Origin of the sequence: Thermus caliditerrae (assembly GCF_021462525.1) — a bacterium.
Lineage (GTDB): Bacteria > Deinococcota > Deinococci > Deinococcales > Thermaceae > Thermus > Thermus caliditerrae.
Map to the genome: position 1 here is coordinate 254491 of NZ_JAKEDT010000001.1, position 14088 is coordinate 268578.

The window sequence follows — 14088 nt, forward strand, 5'->3', positions numbered from 1 at the left end:
GCAAGCCACGACGGGGTACTTAAGCGGTGGTCGCCTCATGGGCTGAGCCAGAGCGGCTGGCGCACAGCCTTTCCGGAGCCCCCGTCGGGACGCAAGCCGCGAGGGGCCCCTTGGCCGCTCAAGCCCGACGCAAGGCCTTCTGCCCGATGTCCCGACGGTAGAGGGCCCCGGGGAAGCCCACCTGGCCCACGTAGGCATAGGCCCGGTCCAGGGCCTCCTTCAGGTCCCGCCCGAGCCCCACCACGTTCAGCACCCGCCCCCCTGCGCTTACCAAAGCCCCACCTTCCCGCCGGGTGCCCGCATGGAACACCAAGACCGCCTCCGGGGGCTCGGGGACGTGGAGGGGGATGCCCCTCCTGGGGCTTTCCGGGTAGCCGGGGGCCGCCAGAACCACACAGGCGGAGGCTCCCTCCCGCCAGGCCAGCTCCGTTCCCCTTAACCGCCCCTCCGCCACCCTTAGGGCCAGCTCCACCAGGTCATTGTGCAAAAGGGGCAGGAGGGCCTGGGCCTCCGGGTCGCCGAAGCGGGCATTGAACTCCAGCACCTTGGGGCCCTCCCGGGTGAGCATGAGCCCGGCATAGATCACCCCCCGGTAGACCACCCCCTCCGCCCGCAAGCCCCGGATGAGGGGCCTAAGGATCTCCTCTTCTACCCGCCGCAAGGTGGCCCCGTCCATGGGATACGGGGCCACCGCCCCCATGCCGCCGGTCATGGGGCCCCTATCCCCGTCCAAAAGTCGCTTGTGGTCCTGGGAAGGGAGGAGGGGCAAGACGGTTTCCCCATCGGTCAGGGCCAGGACCGTGGCCTCCTCCCCCTCCAGGAACTCCTCCACCACCACCTCCCCCCCCTCGGGACCGGAAAGCAGGTTCATCACCGCCTGCTTGGCGGTGTGGAGGTCCAAGGCCACCGTCACTCCCTTGCCCGCCGCCAGCCCCGACTCCTTGATGACGATGGGCACCCCCACCTCTTCCAGGTACTCCAAGGCCAGGATGGGATCCTGGAAGACCCGGTAGCGGGCGGTGGGGATGCCGTAGCGCTCCATAAGGCCCTTGGCGAAAGCCTTGGAACCCTCGATCATGGCCGCCTTCTGCGTGGGGCCGAAGATGCGTAGACCCCTCTCCAAAAAGGCGTCGGCAATGCCTTCCACCAGGGGGGCCTCCGGCCCCACCAGGGTAAGGTCGATGCCCTCCGCCAGGGCCCACTCGGCCAGGGCCTCCACGTCCCCATTCCAGGGCACGAGCTCCACCAAGGCGGCCATCCCGGCGTTGCCAGGGGCAGCGTAGAGCCTGTCCACCAAAGGGCTTTGCGCCGCCTTCCACAAGAGGGCGTGCTCCCGCCCCCCGGAACCCACCACCAGCACCTTCATGAGGGAGATTCTACCCGCCTTAAGGCCTCCTCGGCCCTGAGGCGGACCTCTTCAGGGAGTTCCGCAAGCTCCCGGCGCAGGGCGGGATGGTCCTCCACCAGGAGGTGGGCGGCGAGGAAGGCCCCCCGGCCCCAGTCCCCCCCTTGGCCCATAAGGGCGGCCGGGACCAGGCCCCCCAGGCCCCAGGCGGAAAGCAGGGCCGCAACCCGGAGATAGAGGGGCTTTTCCCGGGGGGAAAGCCCCTGGAAGCGGGGCCAGGCCTCCCCAAGAAGGGCCTTGAGGCCATCCCCTGGGGGGAAGGCGAGCCCGGAAAGGACCAGGCGCACCGCCTTGGGATAAAGGCGGTGCTCCAGGAAAAGCACCCGCCTTTCCAGGGTTTCCGGGGTATCCCCAGGCAGGACGGGCACCCGCCCCTGGAGGACGATGGGCCCCGTGTCCATGCCCTGGTCCACGAAGTGCACCGTGGAGCCCGTTTCCCTTTCCCCCGCCTCCAAGACCCTCCGGTGCACGTGGAGCCCCGGGTAGTCCGGGAGGAGGGAGGGGTGGATGTTCAAAAGACGCCCGTACCAGGGTTCCACAAAACCCGGAGAGAGGAGACGCATGAAGCCAGCCAGGAGCACCAGGTCCACATTCCTGGCCCGCAACAGGTCCAGGGCCTCCCTTTCAAACGCCTTCCTCCCCCGCCAGGGGATGGCCAACGCCTCCACCCCCCGCCTCGAGGCCCGCTTCAAAGCGTAGGCCTCCGGGTTGTCGGAGAGGACCAACACCACCTCCCCCCAGGGGTTTTGGGGGGGAAAAGCCTCCAGGAGGGCTTCTAGATTGGTGCCCCGGCCCGAGGCCATCACCGCCATCCGCGCGGGGCGGCCCAAGGGAAACGGGCTCAGCATAAGCCTATCCCAGAACCTCCGGGTGGTGCTTCTGCCAGTAGCGCAAAAGGCCCTGCAGGTTCATGTAGGGGGGATCGGCGAGCTCGTAGAGGCGCATTCCCTCCTCCTCCACCCCGGCTCGCCTCAGGCCCTCCCGCCAGTAGGCCTCAAAGCGCTTGGTCATCTCCTCCAGGGGAAGCCCCTCCTTGAGCCGGTGCAGGACCCAGCCCGCCCACTCCTCCAGGACTCCCCGCAGGGCCAGGAGGTGGGCCTCCACATCCCGGTACGGGCCGAAGTGGGTGAGGTAGAGGACCTCGGGCCTTAGGGTCAGGATGCGATCCAGGGAAGCGGACCAACTTTCCAGGTGGATGTCGGGGGGTGGGGTGGGAGGGAGGACCGGCCCGGGGGCGATGCGCACCCCGGCGATGTCCCCAGCGAAAAGCGCCCCCTCCACCAGGTAGGCGTGGTGGTGGGAGGCGTGGCCCAGGGTTTCCAGGGCCTGGACCCTAAGCCCCCCGAGGTCCACCACCTCCCCGTCCTCCAGGACCCGCACCCGCTCCTGGGGGATCCCCTTGAGCTCCCCCCAGAGGGGTTTCAGCATCGCCCCGTAGATGCGCTCCGCGGAGGTCAGAAGCCTCGAGGGGTCCACCAGGTGCGGGGCCCCCCGGGGATGCACGTACACCGTGGCCCCAAGCTCGGCCAACCGCCAAGCGGCCCCGGCGTGGTCCAGGTGGATGTGGGTCACGAAGACATGGCGGACCTCCTTCGGGTCCACTCCCTCCTGCTTTAAGGCCGCCTCGAGGCGGGGATAAGTGCTCTCGGGCCCGGTTTCGATCAACACCGGCCCCTCCCTGGAGTCCAGGAGGAAGCTGGCAATCACCCTTTCCACTCCCTGGAAGCGGAGGTCCAAGACCCTCACCATGGGCGCTCCTCCTTAGGGCCGATGCGGGTGTGCAGGGTGCCGATGCCCTCCACCGCCACCTCGATCCGGTCCCCCGGGCTTAGGGCCCCCACCCCCTCGGGGGTGCCGGTGAGGACCACATCCAGGGGCTCGAGGGTCATGAAGCTGGAGATGTAGGAGAGGATCTCGGCCACGCTGAAGATCATGGCGGAGGTGTGCCCCTCCTGGCGGAGCTGGTCGTTCACGTAGGTGCGCACCCAGGTGTTTTGCGGGTCCAGATCGGTTTCAATCCAGGGGCCTAAGGGCAAGAACTTGTCCGCGCTCTTGGCCCGCACCCACTGGAGGTCCTGCCTCTGCGCATCCCGGGCGGTGATGTCCACGGCGATGGTGTACCCCAGCACGTGGTCCAGGGCTTTTTCCGGGGATACATTCCGCATGCGGTCGCCGATGACCACCGCCAGCTCCCCCTCATAGTGAAGCTCCTGGGTGAAGAAGGGGTAGGGCACCGCATCCCCCGTGTTCCAGGGATCCCGCGGGTTTCCGGGGTGGGCCAGGGTGTTGGGGGCCTTCAGGAACAGGCCCGGCTCCTTGGGCAGGTCCTGGCCGAAATCGTGCCCCATCTCCCGGATGTGTTCCCGGTAGTTTCTTCCCACGCACACGATCTTGCTGGGCGCGGCCGGGGCCAGAAGGCGCACCGAGGCCAGGTCGTAGCGCCTCCCCGTGGGGTTTCCCCCTGGACCATCCGTTTCCAGAACCAGCTCCCCTTCCAGTATCCCCCAACGGCCTTCGTTAAAACGTAAGAGCTTCATGCCCTAACGCTACCATCTTCCCGAAAGGATTTGCAGACCCCTTAGGGCCACCACCAAGGCCACCAGCAAGGCCGCGAGCCGCCCCTCCGCAGGGGCCAGGAGCAAAAGCGCCAGGTAGCCGAAGATGGCCCCGAAGGGTATGGGATAAATACCCTTACGCCGCCCCCTCCAGTAAAGGAGGTGGTAGACCCCCGCCACCCCCAGGCCCAAAAAAGCCGCCCCCAGGGTTTCCCCGGGAAGCCAGGCCAGGAAGTAGCCCAGGGAGGGGGCAATCCCACCCCCACCCCGGAAGCGAAAGAAAAGGGGCCAGTTGTGCCCCGCCACCACCGCCCCCGCGGCCCACACCCGCCACTCCGGGGGAACAAGGAGAAGGGTCAAGGCTCCCTTGCCCAGGTCCCACAGCACCACCCCGAGGGCGGCCCAGGGACCCTTCTGACGGAAAACCCCCGAGCCCCCCGGGAGGTCCCTGGCCCGCACCTCGGGAAAGAAGAGGAGCCCCCCCACCAGGGAACCCAGGAAGTACGCCAGAAGCAGGTAGGCCATGCCCACATTCTTGCAAAAACCTCCTCCTTGCCCTATCCTGGTTATGGAAGTTTCCATGAAGCGCTTCCACCGGGAACAGGGAACCAGGCTATGAGCAAGAAGAAACCCACCATCCTCGAGGTGGCCGCCCGGGCCGGGGTCGGCTTGGGCACGGTGAGCCGGGTGCTCAACAACCACCCGGCGGTGCGGCCCGAAACCCGGGCCCGGGTCCTCCGGGCCATGGAGGAGCTGGGCTACACCCCCAACCCCCACGCCCGGCGCATCGCCGGGGGACGAAGCTACACGGTAAGCGTCCTCTTGCCCTTTGTGGCTACGGAGTTCTACCGCAGGCTGATTGAGGGCATCGAAGGGGTGCTTTTGGAGAAGCGCTACGACCTGGCCCTCTTCCCCATCCTCTCCCAGGCCCGGCTCCGGCGCTACCTGGAGAACACCACCCTGGCCTACCTCACCGACGGCCTCATCCTGGCCTCCTACGACCTCACGGAGCACTTCGAGGAAGGCCGCCTGCCCACGGACCGGCCTGTGGTGTTGGTGGACGCTCAAAATCCCCGCTACGACTCCGTCTACCTGGATAACTTCCAGGGCGGGTATCTGGCGGGCGAGTACTTGGCCCGCTTCCCGGGGGCGGTGTTCGCGGTGAAGGTGGAAGAGGAGCCCGACCAGGCCTTCCGCCACACGGTGTTCGCCCAGCGCATGGCGGGCTTCCAGGAGGCCCTGAGGCGGGCGGGCCGCCCCTTTATCCCTGAGCACCTCTACACCACCCGCCTCTCCCAGGATGGGGGTCGGCTGGCCCTGCGCCACTTCCTGGAGAAGAGCTCTCCGCCCATCAACGTATTCGCCGGTGCGGACCAAGTGGCCCTAGGGGTCTTGGAGGAGGCAGAGCGCCTGGGCCTCACCGTGGGTCGGGAGGTGCGGGTTTTGGGTTTTGACGGCCACCCTTTCACCGAGGAGGTGGGGCTTTCCACCATCGCCCAGCCCGTGGAGGCCATGGGCGCCAAGGCCGCTCAGCTCCTATTGGAGAGGATGCAGGGTTATGCGGGAGCGCCGCGGGAGGTGCGCTTCGAGCCGGTGCTCTTGGAACGGGCCTCCACAGGAACCCCCCCAGCGGCTCCCTATGTGCCCTAAACTCTAGAGGATGCGCCTGGAACTTCTGGCCAACCTGGTGCGCTGGCTGATGCTCATGCCCGTGGTGGGTCTCCTCCTGGGGGCTTTTTACTTCGCCTGGCACGCCCTGGGCGAAACCCTGGTTGCCCTCCGCCAGCCCCTGGAGACGGCGTTGCCCGCTTTGGTGGGGGCGGTGGACCTGGCCCTTTTGGCAGCGGTCTTCCTCATCTTCAGCCTGGGGCTCTTTGAGCTTTTCATCCGCAAGCTGGACCTTCCCCTGGAAAACGTTTTGGCTGTGGACAGCCTGGCAGACCTTAAGGCCAAGCTGGGCCAAGTCATCATCATGATCCTGGTGGTCAAGTTCTTTGAGAAGGCCTCGGCTTTCAAGCCGAACTCTGCCCTGGACTTCCTCCTCTTCGCTGGGGGCGTCGCCCTTCTGGCCGCCTCCTTGTGGCTGGCCAAGGCCAAAGAATAGCCCTTGCTGGTCTACCTGGACCAAAACTACGCCAGCCGCATGGCCAAGCACCTCTTGGGCCAGCGGGGGCACGAGGTGTTTGGCCAGCTCTTCCACGTCCTGAAGGGCCAAGTCCTGGCCCCACCCAGCCCCTTCCACGTGCTGGAAACCCTCCACCCCATCCGAGGTCCCGAGGAGAAGGCGGGCTACCTCCTCCCGGCCCTTAAGGAGGTCTTCGCGGCGCTTTCCCAGGGCTTCTGGGTGCGGCCCTGGCAGGAGGTGGCCCAGCGGCAGGTCCGGGGCCTCTTCCGGGAAGACCTCCTTTGGACGGGAGGGAACTGGGAAACCCCCGCCGACCTCTCCCCCTTTCTGGGCCTCCTCGAGGCCCTGCGGGGCCTACCCTACCGCGAGGCCCTCGAGGGTGCCCTGCGGGAAATCCAAAGCCGCACGGGCCTAAAGGAGGTTCCCTTCGTGCGCCTCCTAGCAAATCTCCTGGCGTGCATGGCCGCGGATAGCAACCGCAAGCCCCGGCCCTCCGACCTCCTGGATGCGGTGATGGCCGCCACGGTCTACCCTTATGCCGACCTCCTCCTCACGGACCGCTACCTGCGGAACCTCCTGCCAGAAAGGAGCGTGGGGGGAAGGCGGAAAGAGGTGCAGGCCCTGGTCAGCCGCTTCGCCCAGGGAGTAGACTCCTTGCCGTGAAGGGGATCAAGGACCCCAGGCTCTTCCCCATCGCCGAGAAGGTGCTGGCCGGAGAGCGGCTTTCCTTTGCGGAGGGGCTCGTCCTCTACGAGACCCAGGACCTCCCCACCCTCATGCGCCTGGCCAACCGGGTGCGGGAAAGGAAGCACGGGCACAAGACCTACTTCGTCCACTCCATCCGCGTTTCCCAGACCAACATCTGCTACGTGGGTTGCACCTTCTGCGCCTTCCAACGGAAGTTCGGCGAGGAAGGGGCCTGGGACTGGGAGGTGGAGGAGGTGGTGGCCTGGGTGCGGGAGCGCTACCAGCCCGGCCTCACGGAGATCCACATGACCGCGGGCCACCACCCCAAAAGGCCCTTTTCCTACTACCTGGACCTGGTGCGGGCCCTAAAAGCGAGCTTCCCCGGGGTGCAGGTCAAGGCCTGGACCGCGGCGGAGATCCACCACTTCTCCAAGATCGCCCGCCTGCCCTACAAGGAGGTGCTCCAGGCCCTCAAGGAGGCGGGGCTGGACGCCATGCCGGGGGGCGGGGCGGAGATCTTCGCCGAAAGGGTGCGGCGGCAGATCGCCCGGGCCAAGGTTTCCGCGGAGGGCTGGCTGGAAATCCACCGCACCGCCCACGAGCTCGGGCTCCCCACCAACGCCACCATGCTCTACGGCCACATCGAGACCCTCGAGGAGCGCCTGGACCACATGGACCGCCTCCGCCAGCTCCAGGACGAAACCGGCGGCTTTATGAGCTTCATCCCCCTGGCCTTCCAGCCGGACGGGAACCAGCTGGCCCGGGAGCTCGGCAAGCGGGAGTTCACCACGGGCCTGGACGACCTCCGTAACCTGGCGGTGGCCCGGCTCTACCTGGACAATATCCCCCACATCAAGGGCTACTGGGCCACCCTGACCCCGGAACTCGCCCAGGTCGCCCTGGACTGGGGGGTGACGGACATCGACGGCACCCTCATCGAGGAGCGCATCGTGCACATGGCGGGAAGCCCCACCCCCGAGGGGCTTTCCAAGGAGGCCCTGGCCCGCATCATCCTGGCTGCGGGGCGGATCCCCGTGGAGCGGGATGCCCTCTACCGGGAGGTGCGGGTCTGGGACAAGGTCGCCGCAGGATGAGCTACGTTCTGGGGGTGCCCCCCTACGCCAACGTGGCCCCCCTGTACCGCTTTTTGGAGGGCGGCTGGTCCCTGCGCCAAGGGGTGCCCGCCGAGCTCAACCGCCTGGTCCTCTCCGGGGAGGTGGGCCTTTCCTTGGTCTCCAGCTATTTCTACCTGGAACACCAGGAGGAGCTGGGACTCCTTCCCGATTTTTCCGTGGCCGTCCTGGGCCGGGTCTATTCCGTCAACCTCTTCCATAAGGGAAACCTGGCCGACCTCCAGCGGGTGGCCCTCACCACGGAAAGCGCCACCAGCGTGGCCCTGCTCCAGCTCCTCCTGCGGGAAAAGGGTATCGCCCCTAGCTACCAGCGGGCGGAGGGCGCTTTGGAGCTTCTGGAAACCTACGATGGCGTCCTCCTCATCGGGGACCGGGCCATCCAGGCCTACGCCCAGCTGCTCCCCTCCCTGCCGGAAACCCCCCACGCCCTCCCCACCCGCTTTGGGGAGGTGGAGGTGGTGGACCTCTCCATGCTCTGGTTTGCCCGCACAAGGCTTCCCTTCGTCTTCGCCGTCTGGGCCTACCGCAAGGAAAACCCTCCCCCCTTAGGGCTGGTGCAGGCCCTGAGGAGAGCCAGGCGCCAGGGGCTCGCCCGGCTGGGAGAGGTGGCCGAGGGCGAGGCCCGGCGGCTTGGGGTCCACCCCGCCCTCATGGAACACTACCTCTGGAACTTCCGCTACCACCTGGAGGAGCCGGACCGCTTGGGCCTAGCCGCCTTCGCCGAGACCCTAGGCCTGCCCTTCGCTCCCAGGTATTATCCTCAATAGCGCTTGACTTTTCATAGCACTTTGCTTAGGATACCCTTGGGCCCAAGGCCCAAGGGAGGCCAAGATGCGTTGGAACCTAGACCCTACCCACACCAGCATTGAGTTCGCCGTGCGCCACATGATGATCGCCCAGGTGAAGGGCACCTTGAACCTCAAGGAGGGCTATGTGGAAACCGATGAGGCGGGAAGGCCCCTGAAGGTGGAGGCGCGCCTGGAGGCCCGGAGCATCCACACCGGGGTGCCGGACCGAGACAACCACCTGCGCTCACCGGACTTCCTGGACGTGGAGAACTTCCCGGAAATCCTGTTTAGGAGCGAGCGGATCGCCCCCCTGGGGGAGGGTCGGTACCGGGTGGAGGGGGAGGTGACCCTCCGCGGGGTCACCCAGCCCCTTGCCTTTGAGGTGGAAACCCATGGCCCCGCTAAGGACCCCTGGGGCAACCAGCGCGTGGCCGCCCACTTTGAGGGCAAGCTGAACCGCAAGGACTTCGGCCTCACCTGGAACGTGGCCCTAGAGATGGGTGGGGTGCTGGTGGGCGACGAGGTGCGCTTCAGCGTGGACACGCAGGCGGTCAAGGCAGAAGAGGCCGTGGCGCGGTGATAGCCCCTTGACAGGGGTTTTCACCCCCACTAAGCTTAGGGGCAATATGCGGACCTTTGGGCGCTTCTTCGGCTTTTACTATCCCGCCGGGGGCGCCCTGCGGTTCGCATAGGCTTTGGCCGCAAGAGGGCGCCCCCAAACGGGGGCGCCCTAGGCCTTTAGGAGGGAACCATGCTGATCGTGATGCGGCGCGGGCACACCGAGGCGGAACTGGAAGAGGTCATCAGGGAAGTGGAGCGGGTGGGCTACCGCCCCCACCTCTCCCGGGGGGTGGAGACCACCCTGGTGGGGGCCATCGGCAAGGGGCCTACCCCCGAGCTCATGGAGCACTTCCGAGCCCTTTCCGGGGTGGCGGAGGTCATCCCCATCTCCAAGCCTTGGAAGCTAGCGAGCCTCGAGGTCCAGCCCTTCCCCACCGTCATCCAGTTCCCCACGGGTAGGACGGGGGACGGCCACGTCCTGGTGGCGGCAGGCCCTTGCGGGGTGGAGTCCCGGGAGCAGACCCTCAAAGCGGCCCGCTACGTGAAGGCCCACGGGGCGGGGATGCTCCGGGGCGGGGCCTTCAAGCCCCGCACCAGCCCCTACGCCTTTCAGGGCCTGGGGGTGGAGGGCCTCAAGATCCTGGCCGAGGCCCGGCGGGAAACGGGCCTCCCCGTGGTCACCGAGGTCCTTTCCCCCGAGCAGGTGGAGCTGGTGGCCGAGTACGCCGACGCCTTCCAGATCGGGGCCCGCAACGCCCAGAACTTCCCCCTCCTTCAGGCGGTGGGCGAGGCGGGAAAGCCCGTCCTCCTCAAGCGGGGCATGAGCATGACCCTGGAGGAGTTCCTCATGAGCGCCGAGTACATCCTCTCCCGGGGCAACATGCGGGTGATCCTGGTGGAGCGGGGTATCCGCACCTTTGAAAAGGCCACCCGCTTCACCCTGGATGTCTCCGCCGTGCCCGTGCTCAAAAGCTGGACCCACCTCCCGGTCTGGGTGGACCCCTCCCACCCCGCAGGGCGCCGGGAATGGGTCATCCCCCTGGCCCTGGCGGGGCTGGCGGCAGGGGCGGACGGGCTCATCGTGGAAACCCACCCCGAGCCGGAAAAGGCCCTCTCCGACGCCGCCCAACAGCTCCACGAGCACGAGTTCGCCGAGCTGATGGCCAAGGCCCGGCGCCTGGCAGAGGCCCTGGGCAAGACCCTCTCCCGCCCGGTCCTGGGATGAAACCCCTCTTCGCCAAGGTGGGCGTCTTCGGGGTGGGCCTTTTGGGGGGAAGCGTGGCCCTGGGCCTCAAGGAACGCTTTCTGGCCGAAGAGGTCCACGCCTACGACCAAGACCCGGAGGCCCTGGAAAAAGCCCTCTTCCTGGGGGTGGCGGACCGGGTCCACACGGAGCTCGGCCCCTGGGTGGGGGAGCTCTCCTTGGGCATCCTTGCGGCCCCGGTGCGGGCCCTCCTCCCCCTGGGTCAGGCCCTCTCCCCCCTGGCCCACCCGGAAAGCCTGTGGACGGACGTGGGCAGCGTGAAGGGCCAGGTGGTGGCCGCTTTGGAAAACCTCCTCCCCCGCTTCCTGGGGGGCCACCCCATGGCGGGAAGCGAGCGCTCCGGGGTGGAAAACGCCCACGCCGGGCTCCTGCAAAACGCGATCTGGGTCCTAACCCCCACGGAGAAGACGAGCCCAGAGGCCAAGGAAGGGGTGCGCCGCCTGGTGGAGGCCCTGGGGGCCTACCCCCTGGAGATGCCTCCCCTTCTCCACGACCAGCTGGTGGCCCGCATCTCCCACCTGCCCTACCTGCTGGCCGTGGCCCTCAACCGCATGGTGGCGCAAAGCCCCCACCGGGAACTCCTCATGTTCCTGGCCGCGGGCGGCTTCCGCGACCTCACCCGGGTGGCCTCGGGAAGCCCCCGGATGAGCCGGGACATGGTGGTGGAGAACAAGGAGGCCCTGAAGGAGGCCATAGAGGAGCTTCGGGCGGTGCTCCTGGAGCTGGAGGGGCTTCTGGAGCGGCCCGAAGGCTTTTTGGAAGCGGCCGAGGCGGCCAAGCGCACCCGCGACGCCCTGCCCATCGTGCGGCGGAGCCTCCTTCCTGAGATGCACGACCTGGTGGTCCAGGTGCCGGACCGCTCCGGGGAGATCGCCCGCATCGCCACCGCCTTGGGGGAGGCGGGGGTGAACATCAAGGACATCGAGGTCCTCACCATCCGCGAGGCCGCTGGGGCCCTGCGCCTTTCCTTCGCCACCCGGGAGGAGCGGGCCACGGCCCGGCAGGTCCTGGAAAGGGCAGGCTACCGGGTACCCTGAAGGCCGCACCCTTCGGTGTCCCGCACCACCCGGTTCTTGCCCAGCCCCTTGGCCCGGTAAAGAGCTTGGTCGGCCTTTTGGAGGAGGGCCTCGAGGCTTCCCTGGTAGAGGGCCACCCCAAAGCTGGCGGTGACGCCCATGGCCGCCAGCCCTTCCTTGAGCCTTTCCGCAAGCCGCTCGGCCCTCAGGCAGTCGGTAGCGGGCAGGAGAATGGCGAACTCCTCACCGCCAAACCGGGCCACCAGGTCGCCCCGGCGCACGTGTGCCACCAGGTGCCGGGCCGCCTCCTGCAGGAGGCGGTCCCCCTCGGGGTGGCCTTTCTCGTCGTTCACCCGCTTGAAATCGTCCAGGTCCAGGAGGATCAGGCTGAAGGGCTTCTCCCCCCGCTCCACCCGGGCGGCCTCCTTCTCTAGGGCCATTTCCAGGGCCCGGCGGTTGGGAAGGCCCGTGAGGGGGTCGGTGAGGGCCTGCTCCCGCCAGAAGCGGGCCTGGCCGTAGAGCTCCCGGAAGCGGGCCAGGAGAAGGGTGAGGGCCAGGAGCACCGGCTGGGCCAGAACAAAGTGGGCCCACTCCAGACCGGTTTCCCGACCCAGCGCCCAAGGCGCGGCCACCAGGGCCGCTCCCCACAGGAAGCCAAAGGCCAGGGCCCAGGGGAAGCGGTAAGCGAAGGCGGCCAGCAGGTAAACGGCGGGCACAAAAAACCCCACCCCTACCCAATCGGCCTCCGAGTGCCAAAGCTCAAAAAGCAAGTAGGCCCCCACCGCGTGGGTCAGGTAGCGGGGCGCCTCCCTGGGCCCCTTCAACAGGGCCACCAGAAACACCAGGGCAAAGACCCCGTAGACCCATGCCCAAGGGCCCGGGGGGAAGATCCAAAGCTGGACGGCGATGCCCAGGGGGAGGCCCACCCAGGCCACCCCATAGAGCACCCACGCCAACCGGTCCACACCCGGGTTTTATCCGCGGGCTGTGAAGATTGTGTGAAGGGTTCCTTTACGGAAGAAGCTTTCCGGGATTGAACACCCCCCCAGGGTCCAGAGCCCCCTTCACCGCCCAGAGGGCCTCGAGGGTATCGGGGTCCATGGCCTCTGCCAAGAAGGCCTTTTTCATGAGGCCAATGCCGTGCTCCCCGGAAAGCACCCCCCCGTGGCGCAGGGCCACCCGAGCGATCTCGTGGGCCAGCTCCCAAACCTTCTCCTCAGGCTCGCGCCCAGGGTCAAAGAGGATGTTGGGGTGCAGGTTGCCATCCCCGATGTGGCCGAACTGGGCCACGATGAGGCCGTAAGCCTTCCCCAAGGCCTGGATCTCCCGCACCACCTGGGGCAAGGCGGAGCGGGGCACGGCGATGTCCTCGTTCACCCGCTTGGGGCGGATGCGGCCCAGGGCAGGGCTCACCGCCCGGCGGGCCCGCCAGAGGGCCTCGGCCTCCTTCTCGTCCCGGGCCTTTTGCACCCTAGCTCCAAAGCTGGCCGCGGTTTCCTCCACCAGGGAAAGCTCCTCCTGGACCACCTCGAGGTCGTCCCCATCGGTTTCCGCCAGGAGAAGGGCATCCCCCCGGGGCAGGCCCATGCCCAGGTAGTCCTCCACCGCCCCCACGCAGGTGGGGTCCAGGAACTCTAGCCTGGCGGGCACCGCCCCTTCGGCGATGGCCTGGGACACCGCCGCCGCCAAGGCGCCCACCTCGGGGAAGGCGGCCATCAGGGTAGCCCGGTACCGGGGCAGGGGCAGGAGGCGCACCCGCACCCCCGTGATGAGCCCCAAGGTGCCCTCCGAACCGATAAGGAGGCCGGGCAGGTCGTAAGCCTGGCGACCTAGGCGGTGCACCTCCCCAAAGGCGTCCACAAACTCCAGCTCCAGGACGTAATCCCCCGTGACCCCGTACTTGAAGCAAAGGGGCCCCCCGGCGTTTTCCCCCAGGTTCCCCCCTAAGGTGCTGGTGCGCCAGGAGGCGGGGTCTGGGGGGTAGAAGAGCCCGAAGGGCCTGGCCTCCTCGGAGATCCTGGCCGTGGTCACCCCAGGCTCGGCCCAAGCGGTGCGTCCCTGGGGGTCCAGCTCCAGGCGGGTCATGCGGGTGAAGGCCACCACCAAAGCCCCCTCCTCCGGCACCGCCCCTCCCGAGAGGCCGCTTCCCGCCCCTCGAGGCACCAAGGGAAGGCCGAAGCGCCGGGCAAGGCGCACCAGGGCCTGCACCTCCTCCCGGCTCTCGGGCAGGACCACCGCCAGGGGCTCGGGGCCCACCAGGATGGCGTCATAGCGGTAAACCCTCTTTTCCGGCCCCGACAGGACTCTGGGGCCCAAAAGGGCCTTCAGCTCCCCAAGCATCGCCTCAGAAACCCCCATGTTCCCAGGCTACCAAAGGCCAGAAGCGGCGCGCTCCTTCTGCCCTAAGTACCCCGTCGCGGCTTGCGCCACGACGGGGGCCCCAAAGAGGCTATGAGTACGCCGTTTAGCTTTGGCCGATGGGGCAACCTCTGCGTGCGGGTACTTGGCCCGCCACATCCCCTTTCCCGGAACCTCCCCCCAACCCGGGGGCTGC

General features: G+C 67.7%; 15 protein-coding genes. 8 read left to right on the plus strand and 7 right to left on the minus strand.

Annotated elements, in window-relative coordinates; translation table 11 throughout:
* Window positions 1–118: 118 nt before the first annotated feature.
* The 5 genes from purD to L1088_RS01330 are packed head-to-tail and all read right to left on the minus strand — an operon-like array spanning window position 119 to window position 4485.
* Window positions 119–1366, minus strand: a complete 1248-nt coding sequence (purD, locus tag L1088_RS01310) for a phosphoribosylamine--glycine ligase (RefSeq protein ID WP_234553394.1) — start codon at window positions 1364–1366, stop codon at window positions 119–121.
* The gene (purN, locus tag L1088_RS01315; protein ID WP_234553395.1) at window positions 1363–2253 is read right to left on the minus strand and encodes a phosphoribosylglycinamide formyltransferase; all 891 of its coding nucleotides are present in this window, start codon (window positions 2251–2253) and stop codon (window positions 1363–1365) included. The genes purD and purN overlap by 4 nt, the downstream gene beginning before the upstream one ends.
* A gap of 4 nt (window positions 2254–2257) precedes the next feature.
* The gene (locus L1088_RS01320; protein ID WP_234553396.1) at window positions 2258–3154 is read right to left on the minus strand and encodes an MBL fold metallo-hydrolase; all 897 of its coding nucleotides are present in this window, start codon (window positions 3152–3154) and stop codon (window positions 2258–2260) included.
* On the minus strand, window positions 3148–3942 hold the full coding sequence (locus L1088_RS01325) for a fumarylacetoacetate hydrolase family protein (RefSeq protein WP_135260004.1): 795 nt from the start codon (window positions 3940–3942) through the stop codon (window positions 3148–3150). Before L1088_RS01325 ends, L1088_RS01320 begins: the two co-directional genes overlap by 7 nt.
* 9 nt (window positions 3943–3951) lie before the next feature.
* Window positions 3952–4485, minus strand: coding sequence for a glycerol-3-phosphate acyltransferase (locus L1088_RS01330; RefSeq protein WP_038043654.1), 534 nt, complete (start codon window positions 4483–4485; stop codon window positions 3952–3954).
* A 90-nt stretch (window positions 4486–4575) separates the two neighbouring features.
* Here L1088_RS01330 and L1088_RS01335 point away from each other — a divergent pair, with 90 nt between their 5' ends.
* From L1088_RS01335 to L1088_RS01370, 8 genes are all read left to right on the plus strand, one after another.
* Window positions 4576–5610, plus strand: a complete 1035-nt coding sequence (locus tag L1088_RS01335; RefSeq protein WP_234553397.1) for a substrate-binding domain-containing protein — start codon at window positions 4576–4578, stop codon at window positions 5608–5610.
* A gap of 10 nt (window positions 5611–5620) precedes the next feature.
* Window positions 5621–6064, plus strand: a complete 444-nt coding sequence (locus L1088_RS01340; protein WP_234553398.1) for a YqhA family protein — start codon at window positions 5621–5623, stop codon at window positions 6062–6064.
* A 3-nt stretch (window positions 6065–6067) separates the two neighbouring features.
* Window positions 6068–6748: a hypothetical protein gene (locus tag L1088_RS01345; RefSeq protein ID WP_234553399.1), complete on the plus strand. Its 681-nt coding sequence runs from the start codon at window positions 6068–6070 to the stop codon at window positions 6746–6748.
* Window positions 6745–7866: an aminofutalosine synthase MqnE gene (mqnE, locus tag L1088_RS01350; RefSeq protein WP_234553400.1), complete on the plus strand. Its 1122-nt coding sequence runs from the start codon at window positions 6745–6747 to the stop codon at window positions 7864–7866. Before L1088_RS01345 ends, mqnE begins: the two co-directional genes overlap by 4 nt.
* Window positions 7863–8672, plus strand: a complete 810-nt coding sequence (locus tag L1088_RS01355) for a menaquinone biosynthetic enzyme MqnA/MqnD family protein (protein ID WP_234553401.1) — start codon at window positions 7863–7865, stop codon at window positions 8670–8672. The genes mqnE and L1088_RS01355 overlap by 4 nt, the downstream gene beginning before the upstream one ends.
* A gap of 64 nt (window positions 8673–8736) precedes the next feature.
* A complete protein-coding gene (locus L1088_RS01360) occupies window positions 8737–9273 on the plus strand; it encodes a YceI family protein (RefSeq protein ID WP_234553402.1) in 537 nt (178 codons plus the stop codon).
* Window positions 9274–9444: 171 nt separating this feature from the next.
* Window positions 9445–10479: a 3-deoxy-7-phosphoheptulonate synthase gene (aroF, locus tag L1088_RS01365; protein ID WP_234553403.1), complete on the plus strand. Its 1035-nt coding sequence runs from the start codon at window positions 9445–9447 to the stop codon at window positions 10477–10479.
* Window positions 10476–11555 carry a prephenate dehydrogenase/arogenate dehydrogenase family protein gene (locus L1088_RS01370; protein ID WP_234553404.1) on the plus strand — a complete coding sequence of 360 codons (1080 nt, stop codon included), beginning with the start codon at window positions 10476–10478 and terminating at the stop codon, window positions 11553–11555. The genes aroF and L1088_RS01370 overlap by 4 nt, the downstream gene beginning before the upstream one ends.
* Here L1088_RS01370 and L1088_RS01375 read toward each other — a convergent pair.
* Both L1088_RS01375 and L1088_RS01380 read right to left on the minus strand, forming a co-directional pair.
* Entirely contained in the window at window positions 11540–12499 is a 960-nt protein-coding gene (locus tag L1088_RS01375; RefSeq protein ID WP_234553405.1) for a GGDEF domain-containing protein, read from the minus strand. The two genes, L1088_RS01370 and L1088_RS01375, sit on opposite strands and share 16 nt — an antisense overlap.
* A gap of 46 nt (window positions 12500–12545) precedes the next feature.
* Entirely contained in the window at window positions 12546–13892 is a 1347-nt protein-coding gene (locus tag L1088_RS01380) for an FAD-binding oxidoreductase (RefSeq protein ID WP_234553406.1), read from the minus strand.
* Between the last annotated feature and the right edge of the window lie 196 nt (window positions 13893–14088).